Raw genomic sequence first — 18701 nt, forward strand, 5'->3', positions numbered from 1 at the left:
CCCGACACCGACAAGACCTCCCAATCACGCAGAGCCGGTAAGGCCGCACAGGCAAACGGGAACCCTATGTCATGGCGCAAAAACGCCTTATACTCGCGCTGATGATGGGCGGGATCTGCGGGCCTGCGCTCGCGACCGCGCCCACCATCGACGGATACACGCCCGGTGCCGTAGTGGCACAGGCGGCATCCGTCGATGTCAGCGCGGTCATTTCAGACGGGTTTTCCGAGCTGGGGCAGGACACGCCGCTGTTCCTGTTTGCCATCGTGAACGGCAATGAAACGGGTCTTGTCGCCGAATTTACCGCACATCCGGGCGAAAACCGCCTGTCCTCCACCCGCAGTGAACTGGCGCAGATCGGGATCAAGGCCACTGCCGGGTTGGGCAAGACGGTTTACCTTGACGATATTCCGGGGCTGTCGTTCAACTATCAGGCTGCCGATCAGAAAATCTTTATCGAAGCGCCGTTTCAGGCGCTTGAACCCAGCGTGATCTCGGCCGCCAACGCCCCCACGTTCGAAGAACCGGATCGCAGCTTTGGCGGCGTTCTGAACTACAGCATCGCCACCGACCTCAGCGCCGTGGACGGGCTGTCGGGGCTGACCATGAACAGCATCAGCGCGGCGCTGGATGCACGCGTTTTCTCGCCCTATGGTACGCTGAACAGCACCGGACTTTACCGATATTCCCATGGGGCCGCCAATCCCACCAGCTTTGTGCGTCACGAAACCAGTTTCGAAGTGGCCGACACCAAACGCGCGCTGACCTATACCTTTGGCGATCTGACCAACTCGGGCCTGCAATGGAGCCGCCCGATCCGCATGGGCGGCTTTCAGGTCCGCCGTGATTTCAGCCTGCGCAGCGATCTGGTCAAGGATCAGCTGCTGACCTTTTCGGGCGCCGCCGCTGTGCCGTCGACCGTTGATGTGTTCATCGACAACAACCGCGCCTATTCCGCCAATGTCGACAGCGGCCCGTTTCGCATCGAAGACCTGCCGCTGCACACCGGCGCAGGCGATGCCACCATCGTCGTGCGCGACGAACAGGGCCGCGAGAAACGCCGCCGCGTGTCGTTCTTTACCGCGCGCAACCTGATCAAACCCGGCATGGCCGATTATGCATTGGAAGTGGGCTATGCCCGCGAGGACTTCGGCGCGCGCAGCAACAGCTATGGCGACGATCTGATCGTCTCGGGCAGCCTGCGCTATGGGCTGTCCGACAAAATCACGCTGGAAGGGCATTTTGAATCCACCGACGGGCTGACCCTGCTGGGGATGGGGGCGAATTTCGTGCCCTTCTCGCTGGGCGAAGTGTCGATGACCGCAGGGGCCAGCCAGTACAACGATGTTACCGCAGGATTTGTCCACGCCACACTGCGCACCACCGTTGCAGGCGTCGATCTGAACGCCTCGACCCTGCGGTCGCAAGACGGCTTTGCCGATCTGGCCTCGGTGACGGGGATCGACCTGATTGCCGCCGGAGCCAGCCCGCTGCTGGAAACGCCCAAGGCGCTGGATGTCATCAGCCTGTCGATGCCACTGGCGCGCACCGGTTCCAAGCTGGGCATCAACTATGTTCATTCCGAACGTGCCACCTCGACCGACCGGATCGTATCGGTTTCGGTCGGTCACAGGCTGAAACGCGGACGCGGCGCACTCAGCCTCTCGGGGTCGCGAAATTTCGACACCGATGACAAGCAACTGTCGCTGAACCTGTCAATGCCGCTGGGCAACCGCACCCATGCCCGCGCGGGCGTGGGCCGCGACCAGACGGGCGCACAGACCGCCAGCGTCTATATCGCCAAACCGCTGGGCGAAGACGTGGGCGACATCGGCTATGCCGGACAACTCGAACATCGCGGCAGCACCTTCCTTGCAGGCGCGCGGGGCGATTACCGGGGCCGCTATGGCAAGGCCGGCGCCGACATCAAACTGTCCGACAGCACCACTTATATTCGTGGCGATATCGAAGGGTCGCTTGTCTATACCGGCGGACGCTTTGCGGCCGGCAACACCGTCAGCGACGGCTTTGCCATTGTCGATGTGGGCGTGGGGGATGTGCCCGTCTATCTGCAAAACCGCCCCGTCACCCGCACCAACCGCAACGGCATCGCGGTGATCACCGGCGCCGCCTCGCACCAGCGCAGCCGGGTGTCGATCAACGTCAACGATCTGCCTGCCGACACCAGCGTGGGGGTCACAGCTGTTGACATCGTACCGGCGCGCAACGCGGGGCAACTGGTCAGCTTTGATGGCAACGACACGCCGTCGGTTCTGGCGGTGCTGCGCGATGCCAGCGGCGCGGTGCTGCCCACGGGGGCGGCGGCCTTTCTGAACGGGTCCGACGAGGAATTCATCGTCGGCTATGACGGCGTGGTCTGGCTGGAAGACGTGAAGCGTTCCAACACCGTCAAGGCCCGCTATCAGGGCCAAAGCTGCACCGCGCGCTTTGACTACCGCGCCACGGCGGCGATGCAGGACATGATCGATCCGGTGACCTGCAAGTGAATCGCCTGTTGACCATACTGGCCGCAGCCCTGCTGTCCCTGACGTTGTTTGGCGCGCGCACCGCACAGGCAGCCACCTGCGACGCCTCGGTCAGCAATATCAATTTCGGTGCAATCTCGGTGCGCAGCGGGGCGGTGAACCGCACCTCGGGCACGCTGACGGTGAATTGCCGGGGCGCATTGGTGAATGTGCTGGGCGTCTGCCTGCGCTTTGGCGCAGGGCAGGGCGGGGCCGGCAGCGGCAACAACCCGCGCTACATGCGCGGTCCGGGGAACGAGGCGCTGGCCTATCAATTGCGCCCGCTGGGGCATGGCAGCGGCTTTGGCGTGCTCGAAACGCTTTATGTGCCGGTCCCGATCGTGCTGGGCGCGGGCAGCGCACAGGTGCCGATCTATGGCGACATCATCAGCCGCAGCGTATCGGTGGGCAGCGGTGATTACAGCTCGACCTTTTCAGGCAGTGCCGACATCGAGATGGTTTACGGTGTGCTGGCCTGCAACCTGCCCGGGCAGACGGCCACGGTGCCGCCTTTCAGCGTCAGCGCCCAGGTTGTGCCAAGCTGCGAACTGTTGGTGTCCCCGCTGGCTTTCGGCATCGTGTCCAGCAGCCTGACCCAACCAAAGGACGCCGCCGCGTCGATCACGGTACGCTGCACGTCCGACACCAACTATTCCGTGGCGTTGGGCGGCGGCCAAAGCAACGACCCCGCCAACCGTATCCTGCGCAATGGTACCGAAACCCTGTCCTACGGCCTCTACCGCGACGCCGCCCGCTCGGCGTTGTGGGGGGAGACTTCGGGGACAACGGCAGCAGGATATGGCACCGGCACCGACAATGTCTTTACCGTTTACGGGCGCATCCATGCAGGCCAGAACGCCTTTGTCGGGGTCTATACGGACAATGTGGTGGTGACGGTGAATTACTGAGGGGGCGGCGCGGCGGTTGGATTGCGGACATTTGCGGTGATCTGCACCAAGGGCCGCTGAACGGACGAAGCTGCCGTTTGAAATGGAGTGTGAAGCCGCGCATCGTCGGGCCGTGGTGCGGCGATCCGACCTCAGTGACTGGCAGTTAATGGCAGCCAAGCACATCCTAACTATCTGTCAGACACTACAGAAGCCAAATCGCCGTGCCGGCGGACGGCCCGGCGATGCGCGGCGGCCTGCGGCCTTGTCTCAGACTTTCCGTGGCTCTTCTGCGAAGGTGGAGCCGGTGCCAGCCACCTTTTGGATCGCAGGCACCGGCGACGGGTGGATCGTCTGCGGCCAGGTCTTCGAGGACCGTAATCAAGTGAGATCGCCCGTCGTCTTCGCATGAGACCTGAACGGATACGCAGCAGCTCACAGGCTCTGCACGACAAGCAAAGGACATGACGAAGATGATCAACGATACCATCGGCATCGACATCTCGAAAGCGCATCTTGACGCGCACCGGCTCAGCACCGCAACCCACGCCCGGTTCGACAATACCGCGACAGGCCTGCGCGCCTTCGAGCGCTGGTTGGGGCAGACAACGCCGGAGCGCGTGGTCTTCGAGCCCACCGGCCCCTACCACCGACGCCTCGAGAGCCATTTCTCAGGCCGCCTGCCGCTCGTCAAGGTGAACCCGCTGCAGGCCCGCCGCTTCGCGCAGGCCCACGGCACACGCGCTAAGACCGACGCGGTCGATGCCCGCATGCTCGCGCTCATGGGGCGCGCGCTGGAGCTGGTTCCGGACCAGCCAACCGACCCCAAACAGCGTGAAATCAAGGAGTTGCATGTCGCCCGCACCGGGCTGGTGCGGGATCGTACCGCGCTGATGAACCGCCTTGGCACGCAACAGCTCGACGTGACCCGCCGCCTGACCCGGGCACGCCTGCGTCAGGTCAACCACCAGATCGACAGGCTTAACGCCGAAATCGAACGGCGAAACCGCGATTGCCCGGAACGCGCCAGGGCAATCGGCATTCTCACCTCGATCCCCGGGATCGGTGCCATCACCGCACGGGCGCTGCTCAGCGAATGCCCCGAGATCGGCACTCTGGGGTCAAAGCAGATCGCGGCGCTCGCAGGTCTCGCGCCGATCACGTGTCAGTCCGGTCAGTGGAGCGGAAAGGCCCACATCCAGGGCGGGCGCAGGCTCCTGCGCGAGAGCCTGTTCATGCCCGCCCTCGTCGCCATGAAGCGAAACCCCGATCTGAGCCAGAAATACGATGCCCTCAGAGCCGCCGGAAAACCCCACAAGGTCGCGCTCGCCGTCCTCATGCGAAAACTCCTGATCCTCGCAAACACTCTCATAAGCGAAAACAGAGAATGGACACCAAAACACCCTTGACCAAGACGGATACTTGATTCCGCGCGGGTGGAATGCGGCAAGGGCTCGAACCTGCCGTTCGCCACAAAAGATACCTTGGGCCGCTGCACAGTCCTTCAACGGCCACCAAGGTCCACTCTTCTCCAGCCCGCCTCAGGCCACCCGCCGCCCTTCCGACCACACCGCCTGTACCAGCGGCGCGCCGTCCAGTACGCCAAAGCGGATCAGGTCGGCCCGTTTGCCCACCGCAATCTCGCCCCGGTCGACCAGACCCACGGACCGCGCGGGCGTGGCCGTCACGGTCGCAATCGCGCGCGCCATGTCGTCCCAGACACCCGCCAGCTGCACCGCCGCCTGCAACAGCGCCGCAGGGACATAATCCGACGACAGGATATCCAGCAGCCCGGCCTGCGCCAGTTCCTGCGCGGCCACGTTGCCCGAATGCGACCCGCCACGCACCAGATTGGGCGCGCCCATGATGTTGGCAATGCCCGACGCGCGGCAGGCCGCTGCGGCCTCGACCGTCGTGGGGAATTCGGCAATCGCTACCCCATGCGCATGGCTGGCCGCGACCTGTTCCGCCGTGGTGTCGTCATGGCTGGCCAGCGTTGCACCATAGCGCGCCGCCGCCGCAACCGCCGCCGCCTCATGTTTCGCGCCCAGCTGCGCCTGAAGCCCGTAGAGGAATTCGACATATTCGGCGAAACCCTCGGCCTGCATGTTGTGCTTGCCACGCACATAGGTCTCGAATTTCGACACGTCGCGGAACTGCCGCTGCCCCGGAGTGTGGTCCATCAGCGACACGATCCCCACCTTGTCGTCGGTTCCGAACTCGCCCAGCTCCTCCTCCAGCGTCTCCGAACAAATCTCGGCGCGCAGGTGGATGTGATGGCTGATCTTCAACGCGCCCCGGTTGCGCATCTCCAGAATCTCATCCGCCATCTGGCGCGCGTATTTGCCATAGCGTTTGTGATCCCCCGACAGGATCGACCCCACGCGGATGGCGTCAAAGACGGTGGTGATGCCGGTGCCCGCCAGCTCGCGGTCATGGGCCAGGATGGCGGCGCGGTGGGGCCAGTCGACCTTGGGGCGCGGCACCATATGGCGTTCCAGATTGTCGGTGTGCAGCTCGATCAGACCGGGGGCCACGAAATCCCCCGCGCAATCCTGCGCCGCCGCAACGCCGGTCCCGCCCGAGGCCACATCGGCAATCCTGCCATCGCGCAGCACCACGGTGCCGGTGATCACATCGTCAGGCAGCACCACGCGGGCGTTGGTCAATACGGTCTCTTGGGTCATGTCAGTGTCACGTCTTTCTGTGGGTAAAGGGCCGCCAGCGCACGCTGCACGGTGTCTGCCAGCGGACCCGAATTGTCGATATGGATTGCGTTGATGCCCCCGGGCAGGGCAAAGCCCGCCCGTGCCAGCCGTGCGTCGATCTCGGCACCCGCCTCGCGCCCCCGCGCCATCAGACGGGCGCGCAGCACGGCGGGGCTGGCGGTCAGCAACAGCACCGGCATCGCCCCGAACCGCGCCTGCGCCGCCGGCAGCACGGAACGCGACAGGTTCACCAGCAGGTCACGGCCCTGCTTCAGCTCCTTGTCCACGGTGGCCGGAATGCCATAGCGCAGCCCATGCGCCTGCCAGCTCAGCGCAAATTCGCCCGCCGCCTGCATGCCCATGAACATCGGCACGCTCACCGCATCAAAATCCTCGCCGCCCGCATCCGCTTCGCGCGTGATCACACGGCGCACCAGCGACAGTTGCGGTGCCGCATCGACCAGCGCCTGCATCACCGTGTCCTTGCCCACACCGGACGGGCCGACCACGGCGATCATCCGCCCGCTCATGCCGCCATGCCCGGAGTAAAGGCGGCCGCATCAATCACCCGGTCGCATACCCGGTCCCGCGCCGCCTCGTCGTGGAAAATCCCCACAATCGCCGCCCCCCGTGCCTTGGCGCCTTCGATCAGCGACAGGACAACCTCGCGGTTGGTGGCGTCCAGACTGGCGGTGGGTTCATCCAGCAACAACGCCGGATAATCATAGGCAAAGCCGCGCGCGATGTTCACCCGCTGCTGTTCGCCCCCTGAAAACGTGGTCGGGCTCAGCCCCCACAGCCGTTCGGGAATGTTCAGCCGCGCCAGCAGGTTGCGCGCCCGCGCCTCGGCCATGGCGCGGTCATGGCCGGTGCGCAACAGCGGCTCGGCCACCACGTCCAGCGTGGACACACGCGGCACCACCCGCAGAAACTGGCTGACATAGCCCAGCGTGTCCCGCCGCAGCGCCAGTATCTCGCGCGGCTGGGCCGTGGCCACGTCCACCCCACCAATGCGGATATGCCCCGAGGCCGCCAGATAATTGCCATAAAGCATCCGCATCAGCGTGGATTTCCCCGCGCCCGACGCGCCGATCAGCCCCACGCATTCGCCCGCCGCCACATCAAAGGCAGCACCCTCCATCACCGGAATAACCGTGCCGCCCTGATTGTGCAGGGTGAAGGATTTGCACAGGTTTTCAACTTGGATCATTTTCTTAACCTATTGTTAATAAACAGAAAAGGCTTCGCCGCGAAACCTCTCATTATACCTGCAACACCGAAGACACCAGCAACTGCGTATAGGCATGTTGCGGATCGTCCAGAACCTGATCGGTTAGCCCGGTCTCGACCACATGGCCGTCTTTCATCACCATCAGCCGGTCGGCCAGCAACCGCACCACGGCCAGATCATGGGTCACGATAATCGCGCTCAGCCCCATCTCTCGCACCAGCCCGCGCAAAAGATCCAGCAGCCGCGCCTGCACGCTGACGTCCAGACCGCCGGTGGGTTCGTCCATGAACACCAGCCGTGGCCCGGTGACCAGATTGCGCGCGATCTGCAACCGCTGTTGCATGCCCCCCGAAAAGGCAGTGGGGCGGTCGTCGATGCGGTCGGCGTTGATCTCGACACGGCCCAGCCAGTCGGTCGCGGTGTCGCGGATGCTGCCATAATGGCGCGCGCCCACAGCCATCAGCCGCTCGCCCACGTTGCCGCCCGCACTGACATTCATCCGCAGCCCGTCGCGGGCGTGCTGGTGGACGAACGCCCAGTCGGTGCGCCCCAGCATCCGCCGTTCCGGCTCGCGCATGGTCACGGTGTCGCGCAAACCATCGGTCTTGGTGTCAAAGCGCACGGCACCCGCGTCGGGCGTCAGATGCCCCGCCAGACAGTTCAGCAAGGTCGACTTGCCCGACCCGCTTTCGCCCACAATACCCATGACTTCGCCGGGGTACAGATCGAACGACACGTCCGTACATCCCACCCGCGCGCCATAGAACTTGGCCACGCCTTCTACCTGCAAAAGCGGTGTCATGCCGCGTCCTCCTCAATCGGGACGCCCTGCGCGCCCACATGCCCCGCTGCGCGGCGGCCCTGGCAGTAATCGGTGTCCGAACACATGAACAGACGCCCGCCGTCGTCATCGACAATCAACTCGTCCAGATAGCTGTCGGTCGCCCCGCACAGGTCGCAAGGGTGGTCCGCCTTGCTGGCCTCGAAGGGGAAATCCTCGAAATCCAGACTGACCACCTTGCTATAGGGCGGCACCGCGTAAATCCGCTGCTCGCGGCCCGCGCCGAACAGTTGGATCGCGGCCATTTCCAGCTTGGGGTTGTCGAATTTCGGAATGGGCGAGGGGTCCATGACATAGCGCCCCTCGACCTTCACCGGATAGGCATAGGCCGTGGCAATCGCGCCGTGCTGGCTGATGTCCTCGTACAGCTTCACATGCATCAGGCCGTATTCCTCCAGACTGTGCATCTTGCGGGTTTCCACCTCGGACGGTTCCAGAAAGCGCAGCGGCTCGGGGATCGGCACCTGATAGACCAATATCTGATCCGCCCGCAGCTCCTCTTCGGGGATGCGGTGGCGGGTCTGGATCACGCTGGCCTCTGCCGTCGCTTCGGTCACGGCCACGCCGGCGGTTTTCTGGAAAAACCGTCGGATTGACACCGCGTTGGTGGTGTCATCGGCCCCTTGGTCGATCACCTTGAACGTGTCCTCGGGCGTTAGCACGGCGGCAGATACCTGCACCCCGCCGGTGCCCCAGCCATATGGCATCGGCATCTCACGGCTGGCAAAGGGCACCTGATAACCCGGTATCGCCAACCCCTTGAGGATCGCACGGCGGATCATCCGCTTGGTCTGCTCGTCCAGATAGGCAAAGTTATAGTCAGTCATTCTGCCGCCTCCTTCATCTTGCCAGATAAACTCCCGCCGGAGGCATCTGAGGTATCAGTTTGCTGGGCAGTATTGGCCTGCGCCTCACGCCGCAACTTGCGGATCAACTCCAGTTCCGACTGGAAATCGACGTAATGGGGCAGCTTGATGTGCTCCAGAAACCCTGTCGCCTGAATGTTGTCCGCATGGTACAGCACGAATTCCTCGTCCTGCGCCGGCGCGCCAAGGTTGTCCTCGCCCAGCTCTTTCCAGCGCAGTGCGCGGTCCACCAGCGCCATCGAAATCGCCTTGCGTTCCGACATGCCGAACACCAGCCCATAGCCGCGGGTGAACTGTGGCGGTTGGGTTTTTGAGCCCTGAAACTGGTTCACCGTCTCGCATTCGGTCACTTCGATCTCGCCGATTTCGATTGCGAACCCCAGTTCGGGAATGTCCATCTCCACCGGCACCACCCCGATGCGCAATTCCGCCACAAAAGCGTGGTTGCGCGCGTATCCGCGCTGGGTGGAATAGGCCATGCCAAGGATGAACCCTTCATCGCCACGGGTCAGCGATTGCAGCCGCAGATCGCGGGTGGCGGGCAGCTCCAGCGGTGTGCGGGTCAGATCGGGTGGCGTCGCATCGCTGTCCGTCTCGGGCTGGATCAACCCCTCGCGGTCCAGAAAGCTCATGATATGCGGTGTCTGCGCGGTGCTGGCGGGGGCCTCTTCGGCGGCAGGCACGTCCCCTTCTGCGGCCAGTTTGAAATCCAGCAGGCGGTGCGTGTAGTCGAATGTCGGCCCCAGCATCTGCCCGCCCGGCGCGTCCTTGAACGTGGCCGAGACACGGCGGTCGCAGGCCATGGCCTCGGTGTCGATGGGGACCGAGCCACCGAAACGCGGCAGGGTGGTGCGATAGGCGCGGATCAGGAAAATCGCCTCGATCAGATCACCGCGCGATTGTTTGATCGCCAGCGCGGCCAGATCGGGATCATAGAGCGACCCTTCGGCCATGACGCGGTTCACGGCCAGCTTCAACTGTTCGCGGATTTGCGGGACTGACAGTTCCTCGACCGACGCATCGCCGCGCCGTTCTTCGGCCAGCCATGCGTGGGCATTGTCAATCGCCCGCTCTCCGCCTTTGACGGCTACATACATCAGCTTACTTTCGTGGTTCGGGGCAGGGCGGCCACTTGGTCGCCTGCGGTCAGGAAGTGGTCCAGGCCCAGCGGGAACAGCTTGGTATTGGCCTGAAAGGCTGTGGTTTCGGGCAGGGACAGCATGGCGCTGTCCTTGATCCCCGGACCGCGCAGGGTCGCACCGGTGTTGCTCAGGGCGTCACATTCCACGATCAGCGTGGTGGACCGGTCGGGATATTCCGCCGTGCCGATGGGAAAGGGCAGGCCGCTGAGTTCGTCCCATGTGCCCGCGGCAAAGGCTGCATCCTCGGCCCCGCAAAACGGCGCGCCAGTGTGAAAGGTGATCCAGTCGCGCACCGCCTTTGTGTCGCGGGAGGGCGCCAGGAACACTGGCGTTTCGGGATCGCACAGCGTCAGCAACACGATCCCGGCCGCCCGAGACAGCGGTGCGGGCGGCGTGCCGCCGGTCACGGTTTCAATCCGCCCCGGCTGCGCCATCACCTGCATGATGTGGCGAAACGCGTGGGCGGCGTCGATCGCAGCATTGGCAAAACCGCCAGAGAGGGCATCGGCCTGCATCAGTCTTCTCCTCTGACCATGGTGAAAAACTCGACCTTGGTGGCCGCTGCCTTGGCGCTGCGGGTGGCGCGGGTCCGGGCCATCTGGTCCTGCAGCGGGTCCAGCACCGCAGCACGGATCGCACCGGCCTGATCGGTCTGCATCAGCGCATCAATCAACGCCGCCTGCGTCGCCTTGACCTTGTCACGCCCCTGCACATAACCGTGCCCGTCCTGCCCCGAGGCCAGTCGGACCGAGGCGCGGGTGACGGTGACTTCGCCAAGGTTAAAGGCACTGCCGACAGCCCCCGCACGCCCGCGCACCATCACGCTGCCCACTTCGGGGCTGCGCAAGACGGTGTGATCGGGGACCAGCGCGGCCCCTGTCCACAGCGCATCCAGATCCGCCGCGCGGCAGCGGGCGAGCAGGCCCAGCCAGGCTTTGCGGGCAGCGTTTGGGTCGGTCATTTCATTCATGTAGACACCTTGCCGATTTGTCTAGAGTCCTATACAACTAGACAAATAATCGCTGATTCCACTCCGCACCGCAATCCCCCCTTCTGTGAAGTTTTGGTGACACCCATGGCCCGCACCCCGATCTGGAAATCCATCGCCACCCATCTGCGCGACGAAATCGCCGCCGGTCAGTTCGCCCAGGGTGACAAGCTGCCGACCGAGGCGGCGCTGGCCGCGCGCTTTGGCGTCAACCGGCACACCGTGCGCCACGCGCTGGGCGCACTGGCCGAGGACGGCGTGGTCTATGCAAGGCGCGGCGCGGGCGTGTTCGTGACACAGGTGCCGACGGATTACCCCATCGGCAAGCGGGTGCGCTTTCACCAGAACCTGACGCTGGCGGGGCGGGTGCCGGCCAAGGAAATCCTGTCATTGGAGACCCGCACGGCGACGGCTGCGGATTGCAAGGCGCTGCGGCTGGAGGCGGGGGCCACGGTGCATGACTACGAAGGGTTGTCGCTGGCCGACGGCCAGCCCCTGGGGCTGGTGCGCAGCGTTTTTCCCGCCGAACGCTTTCCCAACCTGCCTGCCGATCTGCACGCATTGCGCTCGATCACCGCCGCCCTCAAACGCGGCGGCGTGGCGGATTACACCCGTGCCTCGACCCGGCTAAAGGCGAAACTGGCCACAGCAACCCAAGCCCTGCACCTGCGCATCAGTGAGGGCGCACCGGTGCTGCACGCGACCAGCATCAACGTGGATGTAGAGGGGGTGCCGGTGGAGTTCGGCAATACCTGGTTTGCGGGGGACCGGATCACGCTGACGCTGGAAGGGTGAGGGGGGGTATGGGGGGAGAGCGGTCGTTCTCTGCGCCAGGCTCCAAGACACGCTGTGCGGGACTTTGCTGCCTTTCGCTGCGCACAGGACGAACGGCAGTAATGCGCAGATACCGTTGAAAAAGGCTTAGTTCTGAGCTTGACGCCATGTGCTCCGCACTCGGCAATTCTTCACCTTCACGCCGGTTGATGGCGTTGGGGAACCAGTTTGGCGAGTTTTCGGAGGTTTTGGGCGGTGGCTGCAAGCAGGAATTCGTCCTTCGCGCCGTTTGGTCCTCTCAGACGCAAACGGTCGAGCCTTAGAATGCGCTTGAAGTGCGCGAACAGCATCTCGACTTTCTTCCTGGCGCAAGCGAAAGAGACATAGGTGTCAGTTTTGGCGATTTCGCGCGCCCGTTCACGTGCATCCTCGTGCATGTGTCGTGCTATCTTGCGCACGTCTTCACCTTAGGCGATTGATCGCGCTTCGCGTTTCTAAGTTTTTGCTGGCGCTTTTGGTGCATCGGGTCAGCGCCTTCACCCCGGCTTGTCTCAATGGCTTTCCATCGAGTGAACCCATACCTCCGCCTCTGGTTCATGCGGGGCCCGCGTTCCGTCCGTGATGGCACCAAGCCTCTTCGCCACAGCCTGTGAACGGGCATTCTCCCGGTCAATGTAGCTGTATAGCCGATCTAACCCCAACTCCTCACGGGCCCATTCTTTGACGGCCATTGCAGCTTCTGTTGCAAAGCCTTTTCCCTCCGCGCCTTCGAACAGATGCCATGCCAGTTCTACGTCCGGCCAGTTGGAATGCTTGATCAGGCCCACTCTGCCGACCGGGTGGCCCGTTTGCCGTTCAACGACGATAAAAAAGCCGAAGCCGTGCCAATGCCAGTGGCCAACTCCAGTCAGAAACCCGAACCAAGCCTGTTCCGCTGTGACCGTCTCGCCCTGAGCCGCCATCGACGGGGCACTGGTCATGAAGCGAGTAAACTCCGGTAGATCACTCCGTTCGGGTCCACGCAAAACCAACCGTTGGCTTGTCAGCACGGGGGCAGTCGTGAGATTTTTCATCGCAAGCCTTTTCGATCGCAGACCTGGGTTTCAGGCAAGTTCAGTATAGCGAGCGGTCGCGCTTAGTGGAAAGCCGCCATTCAAACACAACGCGGCATCCGGAACTTTGGGCTCATACCTGCCGTTCACCGTGATCTGCATAGAGGTTCGCTTGGCGCGGGAAGCGCCATTTGCAAGCTCTGTGAATGGACAAGACCCGCCGCAGATTTTTGCTGCGGTGCCACCCGCAGGAGCTGACGTTCGCCGCGAGTGCGGCATGTTGCCCGGTCGACCGGCGGCAGTGCTGACGAAGCTGCCGTTCACCAAGCCCGGAATCAAGGTGCGTAGCACCGCCGGCCTCTCGGTGTTCGCAAAGCGAACACCTGCCGGCAACACATTGCTTTGCAAAGTGTGAGAGGCAGCGCCCGACCGCCCGTCACGCCAGAGGCGTGCCTGATAGTATCGGCGCACCTTTGGTGCGACGGGCGGGCGCAAACCCACCCACCAAAGCCCGGAATCAAGTATCCGTCTTGGTCAAGGGTGTTTTGGTGTCCATTCTCTGTTTTCGCTTATGAGAGTGTTTGCGAGGATCAGGAGTTTTCGCATGAGGACGGCGAGCGCGACCTTGTGGGGTTTTCCGGCGGCTCTGAGGGCATCGTATTTCTGGCTCAGATCGGGGTTTCGCTTCATGGCGACGAGGGCGGGCATGAACAGGCTCTCGCGCAGGAGCCTGCGCCCGCCCTGGATGTGGGCCTTTCCGCTCCACTGACCGGACTGACACGTGATCGGCGCGAGACCTGCGAGCGCCGCGATCTGCTTTGACCCCAGAGTGCCGATCTCGGGGCATTCGCTGAGCAGCGCCCGTGCGGTGATGGCACCGATCCCGGGGATCGAGGTGAGAATGCCGATTGCCCTGGCGCGTTCCGGGCAATCGCGGTTTCGCCGTTCGATTTCGGCGTTAAGCCTGTCGATCTGGTGGTTGACCTGACGCAGGCGTGCCCGGGTCAGGCGGCGGGTCACGTCGAGCTGTTGCGTGCCAAGGCGGTTCATCAGCGCGGTACGATCCCGCACCAGCCCGGTGCGGGCGACATGCAACTCCTTGATTTCACGCTGTTTGGGGTCGGTTGGCTGGTCCGGAACCAGCTCCAGCGCGCGCCCCATGAGCGCGAGCATGCGGGCATCGACCGCGTCGGTCTTAGCGCGTGTGCCGTGGGCCTGCGCGAAGCGGCGGGCCTGCAGCGGGTTCACCTTGACGAGCGGCAGGCGGCCTGAGAAATGGCTCTCGAGGCGTCGGTGGTAGGGGCCGGTGGGCTCGAAGACCACGCGCTCCGGCGTTGTCTGCCCCAACCAGCGCTCGAAGGCGCGCAGGCCTGTCGCGGTATTGTCGAACCGGGCGTGGGTTGCGGTGCTGAGCCGGTGCGCGTCAAGATGCGCTTTCGAGATGTCGATGCCGATGGTATCGTTGATCATCTTCGTCATGTCCTTTGCTTGTCGTGCAGAGCCTGTGAGCTGCTGCGTATCCGTTCAGGCCTCATGCGAAGACGACGGGCGATCTCACTTGATTACGGTCCTCGAAGACCTGGCCGCAGACGATCCACCCGTCGCCGGTGCCTGCGATCCAAAAGGTGGCTGGCACCGGCTCCACCTTCGCAGAAGAGCCACGGAAAGTCTGAGACAAGGTGCGTAGCACCGCCGGGCAGCGCCCGACCGCCCCATGGGCGGGCGCTTTCTCACCGTATTGCGGTTTATCACCCACACGCCAAAGATTAGAAATAAAGTGGCGCCCACTGAGGTTCCGATGCCCACCCGCGGTCGGGCGCTGCCCTCAGTGGCAAGGTGACCTAGGGCTCATACCTTCCGTTCACCGCGCTTGCGCGAACGGCCGCTTCCGTTATTTGACCACTGGCTTGGAATAAATGGTTGGCTCGATTGGGGTTCCATCATTTTCCGCGGCATGACGCTGGAAGATTTTGACATCGGGAGGCAAGAGGGTCCCTGAGGGAGCCTCGGAAACGAAAATGTGCTTGCTGTTTTCCGGCCTGACGCTGATCCGGGTCGGATCGTCCAGCGTCCCGATGTATATTCCGATTTTGTCTGGCCACCTTTCGAAGGTCAGCGCCAACTTAGTGCCGCAATCTGAACAGAAGTGCGCATGAATGTCTTTGCCGCTTCCTTCAGAGGGTTGCGTAAAGACCGCAGGTGAGGCGGCAGTGAAGTTGAAGTGATGTCTTTCAAAAACTGGCTCGATCATTCGATCAGACCCGGTAGCGCGTTGGCAATACTTGCAATAGCATATGGTGATCCACAGCGGATCGCTACCTGTGTCGTAAGTCACCTTCCCGCACAGGCAGCTTCCAGTAAGTCCGGTCGACATTTTCTCTCAACCTTTTCAGTTTGTTATTTCGTTGGGTTCTTCTTGTTGATGGTGTGCCCCGCGTCTCTCAAGCAGCGAATTGCCTTGTCAGTATCTGTGGCCGGGATCAGCACATGCTCGCCGTCATATGTGCAGACAACAAAGACGCCGATATTATTGGAGGACAACGGCGCAATCAGAGATTGGACAATTCCGGCAGCATCAAAAGGAAAGGGCCCCACAGTACGCAAGCAGGCCCAACCCTTTTCTGTCGGGATTTCAGCAGGAACACGATCTTCGAGGCAGACCAGGGTTGTCTCGTCGTCCGAGTAGATAGCAGCCTTGAAGCCCGGCCCACAAAACCACTGCGGAATGTCAGTATCGGTGGCGACTTGGGAAACGGCATAGCGCCCGGCAACGAGTTTCACATTCAGGCTATGGGCCAAAAAGAGTCCTCCACAGTTGAACTGAAGAAGGACATTCCTTGCCGTGGCTTTCGGTGTCACGCAGGAGCTTCATCTTCCAAGATGATGACATGCAGTCTAGGCTTTTTGATCACCAAAGCCAAGCCGACATTCGCGCAGAGCGCAGCATCGGTCCAATTGGGCTCGAAGCCGACCCTAGCCGCGCCAGGACAGCAGGCGTTTTTCGATCTGTCCGATGACCGTGCTCAGCAGCACGCCCAGCACCGACAGGATCAGCACCCCTGCAAACAGCCGTTCCAGATCATAGAGCGATCCGGCTTCGAGGATATAAGCGCCGATGCCGTATTCGGCGCCCAGCATTTCCGCCGCCACCAGCAGGATGATGGCAATCGCCAGCGAAATCCGCAGACCCGACAGGATGCCGGGCATGGCGCCGGGCAACACGATCTTGCGCACGATGGACAGCCACGACAGGCCAAAGCTTTGGCCCATGCGGATCAGCGAGCGGTCGACGTTGTCCACCGCGCCATAGGTGGCGACGACCGTGGGGGTAAAGGTGCCGAAGGCGATCAGCGCGTATTTTGATGTCTCGTCAATGCCGAACCAGATGACGAACAGCGGCAGCAGGGCGATCTTGGGGATCGGGAACAGCGCGGCGACCAGCGGCACCAGCCCCGCGCGCACATAGGAAAACAGGCCGATCAGGATTCCGACGCCGATGCCAAGGCTGGCCCCCAGCGCCGCCCCCACTGCCAGACGGCTAAGCGAGGGAGCAAGGTGTTTGAACAACAGCCCGCTTTGCCACAGCTCGACAAATGTGGCGGCCACGTCCGAGGGGCGGGGCAGCGTCAGCGCCGAGATCCAGCCCGCCCGCGTGCCCCATTCCACCAGCAGCACCAGCACCACGAACACCGCCACGCCAACACCGCGCCGGGCCGAAGGGGCAAAGCCGCCGCCGCGAAAGCGGACTTCGACAGCAGATTGGGGGGCGGCTGTCTCGGGTGTGGTGGTGTCAGACATTCAAAAGCTCCGCATCGGCTGCGCGGGCTTCGTCGCGCATCAGGGTCCACAGGTGTTTTTGCACCTGCTCCAGTTCGGGATCACCATAGCCGCGCTGGTCCAGCGGCTTGTCGATCTCGACGACCTCGCAAATTTGCCCCGGACGGCGCGACAGCACCACGATCTTGTGACCCAGCCGCACCGCTTCGGCCAGATTGTGGGTGACATAGACGGATGTGAACGGCTGGCGCATCCATAGCGCCACCAGATCGTCCATCAGCAGCTCGCGGGTCTGGCTGTCGAGCGCGGACAGCGGTTCGTCCATCAGCATCACCGCAGGGTTCACCGCCAGCGCACGTGCAATGGCGACGCGTTGTTTCATGCCCCCCGACAGCTGGCGGGGCAGGGCGCGGGCGAAATCGGTCAGCTTGGTGCGGGCCAGAACGTCACCGATGATCGCATCGGCGGCTTTGCCGCGTATCCCGTGATCCTCGAGCACCAGCGAGATGTTCCCATGCACGCTGCGCCAGGGCAGCAGGGCAAAGTCCTGAAAGACGTAAGTCAGCGGGTTCAGGCTGTCGGCAGGGGGCGTGCCCAGTTGCAACACGCGGCCGGCGTCTGCGCGTTCCAGCCCGCCGATCAGACGCAGCAACGTGGATTTGCCACAGCCCGAGGGACCAACCAGACAGACGATGCGCCCTGCCGGAATGTCCAGGCTGATGTCGCGCAACACTTCGGTGTCGCCATAGCTGTGGCTGATCGCGTCGAGGCGGATGTCCATGAGGCTGTCCTTGGGTAATGGAATGCGGCGGGCTGGTACGCCCGCCGCATCGGGCGGTTAGGCCTCGTAGGTTTCGACGTAGGATGTGTCGACAAATGTGTCGAGTGTGATCGACGCATCGACCAGACCTTCGGACTGGAACCACTCAAGCTGGTCACGCAGTGAAGCCACGTTCATCTTGGCCCCCTCGTTCAGCCGCATCGTGCCGTTGATGATCGACTTGGACGCCTTTTCGATGGGCTGGTCGGCGTAGACATATTTGTGGATCAGTTCGACCATCTCGTTTACGCCTTCTTCGCCGCCGGTTTTTTCGATCATTGCAGCGTTATAGTCGGCCACCCCTTTCGAGAAACCGTTCAGGAACGCCTGCGTCTGGTCACGCTGGTTGTCGGCGTTGTCGGTCGAAGTAAAGACTGTCGTCACCTGATAGTTCGGCAGATAATCCGAGATGTTGCCGATGATGTGCACAGCACCCGAACCGGCCAGCGGCTTGGCGATGTGGGGCACGATCGACCATGCGTCAATCTGGCCCGACTTCAGCGCGCCGATGATCGCGCCGACCTTTTGCAGGGGCGTGAACGACATCTCGATGCCTTCGGCCTGCGCCACTTTGGACCCCATGTAGTGAAAGGACGATCCGGCGGTGGAAATGCCGAACTTCTTGCCCGCAAGACCCGCAGGCGTGGTCAGACCGGCCTGAAACGCCGCATCCGAGGCCAGGATTTTCTGCCCGTCAATGCCCGGCTCTTCGCTCAGGCCGCCGCCGATCACCTTGATCGCGCCCTTGTCCGCCAGCGAGATCAGGCCGCCCGATACAGCCGTGACCGCATAGTCCACATCGCCCGACGCAATGGCCACGGCCATGGGCTGCGCGGCCTGGAAGAACCGCAGTTCGACGTCCAGTCCGGCCTCGGCGAAATAGCCCCGTTCGACCGCGACGAAGCTGGCGGAATGCGAGGTGAAGCGCAGCGCGCCCACGACGATTTTCTTGTTCTGCGCGATGGCGGGGGCGGCAAGTCCGGTGGCGGCTGCGGCCCCGATCAGACCCAGTGTCTGGCGGCGGTTGAAGTTGATCATCGTATCCTCCCTGATGTGCATGATCTGATGGCTTGCTGTTTCAGTGCGGCAA

The 18701-nt window shown here is 63.0% G+C and carries 19 protein-coding genes and 1 pseudogene; 4 read left to right on the forward strand and 16 right to left on the reverse strand.

The features are described 5' to 3' along the window. The first annotated feature begins 71 nt into the window (after positions 1 to 71). The 3 genes from DSM107133_RS04405 to DSM107133_RS04415 all read left to right on the forward strand — a co-directional run bounded on the left by DSM107133_RS04405 (position 72) and on the right by DSM107133_RS04415 (position 4821). A complete protein-coding gene (locus DSM107133_RS04405; RefSeq protein WP_114293575.1) occupies positions 72 to 2507 on the forward strand; it encodes a fimbria/pilus outer membrane usher protein in 2436 nt (811 codons plus the stop codon). A gap of 8 nt (positions 2508 to 2515) precedes the next feature. Further along, complete coding sequence (locus DSM107133_RS04410) at positions 2516 to 3433, forward strand: spore coat U domain-containing protein (RefSeq protein ID WP_205387819.1); 918 nt, start codon at positions 2516 to 2518, stop codon at positions 3431 to 3433. A gap of 443 nt (positions 3434 to 3876) precedes the next feature. Then, on the forward strand, positions 3877 to 4821 hold the full coding sequence (locus tag DSM107133_RS04415) for an IS110 family transposase (protein WP_114291353.1): 945 nt from the start codon (positions 3877 to 3879) through the stop codon (positions 4819 to 4821). Between the two features lie 132 nt (positions 4822 to 4953). Here DSM107133_RS04415 and DSM107133_RS04420 read toward each other — a convergent pair whose 3' ends face one another. Genes DSM107133_RS04420 through phnG form a run of 8 tightly spaced genes read right to left on the reverse strand, consistent with a single transcriptional unit; the run spans position 4954 to position 11170 of the window. Further along, positions 4954 to 6099 carry an alpha-D-ribose 1-methylphosphonate 5-triphosphate diphosphatase gene (locus DSM107133_RS04420; RefSeq protein ID WP_114293407.1) on the reverse strand — a complete coding sequence of 382 codons (1146 nt, stop codon included), beginning with the start codon at positions 6097 to 6099 and terminating at the stop codon, positions 4954 to 4956. After that, positions 6096 to 6650, reverse strand: coding sequence for a phosphonate metabolism protein/1,5-bisphosphokinase (PRPP-forming) PhnN (gene phnN, locus DSM107133_RS04425; protein WP_114293408.1), 555 nt, complete (start codon positions 6648 to 6650; stop codon positions 6096 to 6098). The genes DSM107133_RS04420 and phnN overlap by 4 nt, the downstream gene beginning before the upstream one ends. Further along, positions 6647 to 7330 carry a phosphonate C-P lyase system protein PhnL gene (gene phnL, locus DSM107133_RS04430; protein WP_114293409.1) on the reverse strand — a complete coding sequence of 228 codons (684 nt, stop codon included), beginning with the start codon at positions 7328 to 7330 and terminating at the stop codon, positions 6647 to 6649. Before phnL ends, phnN begins: the two co-directional genes overlap by 4 nt. Positions 7331 to 7382: 52 nt before the next feature. After that, positions 7383 to 8153 carry a phosphonate C-P lyase system protein PhnK gene (gene phnK, locus DSM107133_RS04435; RefSeq protein WP_028958398.1) on the reverse strand — a complete coding sequence of 257 codons (771 nt, stop codon included), beginning with the start codon at positions 8151 to 8153 and terminating at the stop codon, positions 7383 to 7385. Beyond that, positions 8150 to 9019 (reverse strand): alpha-D-ribose 1-methylphosphonate 5-phosphate C-P-lyase PhnJ, encoded by an 870-nt coding sequence (locus DSM107133_RS04440; RefSeq protein ID WP_114293410.1) that lies wholly within the window; start codon positions 9017 to 9019, stop codon positions 8150 to 8152. Before DSM107133_RS04440 ends, phnK begins: the two co-directional genes overlap by 4 nt. Further along, complete coding sequence (locus DSM107133_RS04445) at positions 9016 to 10155, reverse strand: carbon-phosphorus lyase complex subunit PhnI (RefSeq protein ID WP_114293411.1); 1140 nt, start codon at positions 10153 to 10155, stop codon at positions 9016 to 9018. The genes DSM107133_RS04440 and DSM107133_RS04445 overlap by 4 nt, the downstream gene beginning before the upstream one ends. Beyond that, positions 10155 to 10715, reverse strand: coding sequence for a phosphonate C-P lyase system protein PhnH (phnH, locus tag DSM107133_RS04450; RefSeq protein WP_114293412.1), 561 nt, complete (start codon positions 10713 to 10715; stop codon positions 10155 to 10157). Before phnH ends, DSM107133_RS04445 begins: the two co-directional genes overlap by 1 nt. Next, complete coding sequence (gene phnG, locus DSM107133_RS04455) at positions 10715 to 11170, reverse strand: phosphonate C-P lyase system protein PhnG (RefSeq protein WP_114293413.1); 456 nt, start codon at positions 11168 to 11170, stop codon at positions 10715 to 10717. Before phnG ends, phnH begins: the two co-directional genes overlap by 1 nt. Positions 11171 to 11275: 105 nt before the next feature. Between phnG and phnF the strand changes: the two genes are divergently transcribed. Beyond that, on the forward strand, positions 11276 to 11983 hold the full coding sequence (phnF, locus tag DSM107133_RS04460; RefSeq protein ID WP_114293414.1) for a phosphonate metabolism transcriptional regulator PhnF: 708 nt from the start codon (positions 11276 to 11278) through the stop codon (positions 11981 to 11983). Between the two features lie 176 nt (positions 11984 to 12159). Here phnF and DSM107133_RS04465 read toward each other — a convergent pair. From DSM107133_RS04465 to DSM107133_RS04500, 8 genes and pseudogenes are all read right to left on the reverse strand, one after another. After that, positions 12160 to 12417: pseudogene (locus tag DSM107133_RS04465) on the reverse strand (transposase); the annotation flags it as partial. 96 nt (positions 12418 to 12513) lie between these two features. Beyond that, positions 12514 to 13035: a GNAT family N-acetyltransferase gene (locus DSM107133_RS04470; RefSeq protein ID WP_114293415.1), complete on the reverse strand. Its 522-nt coding sequence runs from the start codon at positions 13033 to 13035 to the stop codon at positions 12514 to 12516. A gap of 513 nt (positions 13036 to 13548) precedes the next feature. Then, the gene (locus tag DSM107133_RS04475) at positions 13549 to 14493 is read right to left on the reverse strand and encodes an IS110 family transposase (protein WP_114291353.1); all 945 of its coding nucleotides are present in this window, start codon (positions 14491 to 14493) and stop codon (positions 13549 to 13551) included. Between the two features lie 412 nt (positions 14494 to 14905). After that, on the reverse strand, positions 14906 to 15265 hold the full coding sequence (locus DSM107133_RS04480; RefSeq protein WP_240310381.1) for a GFA family protein: 360 nt from the start codon (positions 15263 to 15265) through the stop codon (positions 14906 to 14908). 146 nt (positions 15266 to 15411) lie between these two features. Continuing rightward, positions 15412 to 15873 (reverse strand): ACT domain-containing protein, encoded by a 462-nt coding sequence (locus DSM107133_RS04485; protein ID WP_114291953.1) that lies wholly within the window; start codon positions 15871 to 15873, stop codon positions 15412 to 15414. 114 nt (positions 15874 to 15987) lie between these two features. Continuing rightward, positions 15988 to 16812: an ABC transporter permease gene (locus DSM107133_RS04490; protein ID WP_114291952.1), complete on the reverse strand. Its 825-nt coding sequence runs from the start codon at positions 16810 to 16812 to the stop codon at positions 15988 to 15990. Further along, complete coding sequence (locus DSM107133_RS04495) at positions 16805 to 17572, reverse strand: ABC transporter ATP-binding protein (RefSeq protein ID WP_114291951.1); 768 nt, start codon at positions 17570 to 17572, stop codon at positions 16805 to 16807. The genes DSM107133_RS04490 and DSM107133_RS04495 overlap by 8 nt, the downstream gene beginning before the upstream one ends. A 57-nt stretch (positions 17573 to 17629) precedes the next feature. Then, positions 17630 to 18649: an ABC transporter substrate-binding protein gene (locus DSM107133_RS04500; protein ID WP_205387748.1), complete on the reverse strand. Its 1020-nt coding sequence runs from the start codon at positions 18647 to 18649 to the stop codon at positions 17630 to 17632. Between the last annotated feature and the right edge of the window lie 52 nt (positions 18650 to 18701).

The sequence above is a fragment of the Pseudosulfitobacter sp. DSM 107133 genome (assembly GCF_022788695.1).
Lineage (GTDB): Bacteria > Pseudomonadota > Alphaproteobacteria > Rhodobacterales > Rhodobacteraceae > Pseudosulfitobacter.

Bases quoted from the DNA above. Each gene is read 5' to 3' on its own strand.
- DSM107133_RS04405 (WP_114293575.1), top strand. From the start codon at position 72: ATGGCGCAAAAACGCCTTATACTCGCGCTGATGATGGGCGGGATCTGC.
- DSM107133_RS04415 (WP_114291353.1), top strand. From the start codon at position 3,877: ATGACGAAGATGATCAACGATACCATCGGCATCGACATCTCGAAAGCG.
- DSM107133_RS04420 (WP_114293407.1), bottom strand. From the start codon at position 6,099: ATGACCCAAGAGACCGTATTGACCAACGCCCGCGTGGTGCTGCCTGAC.
- phnN (WP_114293408.1), bottom strand. From the start codon at position 6,650: ATGAGCGGGCGGATGATCGCCGTGGTCGGCCCGTCCGGTGTGGGCAAG.
- phnL (WP_114293409.1), bottom strand. From the start codon at position 7,330: ATGATCCAAGTTGAAAACCTGTGCAAATCCTTCACCCTGCACAATCAG.
- phnK (WP_028958398.1), bottom strand. From the start codon at position 8,153: ATGACACCGCTTTTGCAGGTAGAAGGCGTGGCCAAGTTCTATGGCGCG.
- DSM107133_RS04440 (WP_114293410.1), bottom strand. From the start codon at position 9,019: ATGACTGACTATAACTTTGCCTATCTGGACGAGCAGACCAAGCGGATG.
- DSM107133_RS04445 (WP_114293411.1), bottom strand. From the start codon at position 10,155: ATGTATGTAGCCGTCAAAGGCGGAGAGCGGGCGATTGACAATGCCCAC.
- phnH (WP_114293412.1), bottom strand. From the start codon at position 10,715: ATGCAGGCCGATGCCCTCTCTGGCGGTTTTGCCAATGCTGCGATCGAC.
- phnG (WP_114293413.1), bottom strand. From the start codon at position 11,170: ATGAATGAAATGACCGACCCAAACGCTGCCCGCAAAGCCTGGCTGGGC.
- phnF (WP_114293414.1), top strand. From the start codon at position 11,276: ATGGCCCGCACCCCGATCTGGAAATCCATCGCCACCCATCTGCGCGAC.
- DSM107133_RS04470 (WP_114293415.1), bottom strand. From the start codon at position 13,035: ATGAAAAATCTCACGACTGCCCCCGTGCTGACAAGCCAACGGTTGGTT.
- DSM107133_RS04475 (WP_114291353.1), bottom strand. From the start codon at position 14,493: ATGACGAAGATGATCAACGATACCATCGGCATCGACATCTCGAAAGCG.
- DSM107133_RS04480 (WP_240310381.1), bottom strand. From the start codon at position 15,265: ATGATCGAGCCAGTTTTTGAAAGACATCACTTCAACTTCACTGCCGCC.
- DSM107133_RS04490 (WP_114291952.1), bottom strand. From the start codon at position 16,812: ATGTCTGACACCACCACACCCGAGACAGCCGCCCCCCAATCTGCTGTC.
- DSM107133_RS04495 (WP_114291951.1), bottom strand. From the start codon at position 17,572: ATGGACATCCGCCTCGACGCGATCAGCCACAGCTATGGCGACACCGAA.
- DSM107133_RS04500 (WP_205387748.1), bottom strand. From the start codon at position 18,649: ATGATCAACTTCAACCGCCGCCAGACACTGGGTCTGATCGGGGCCGCA.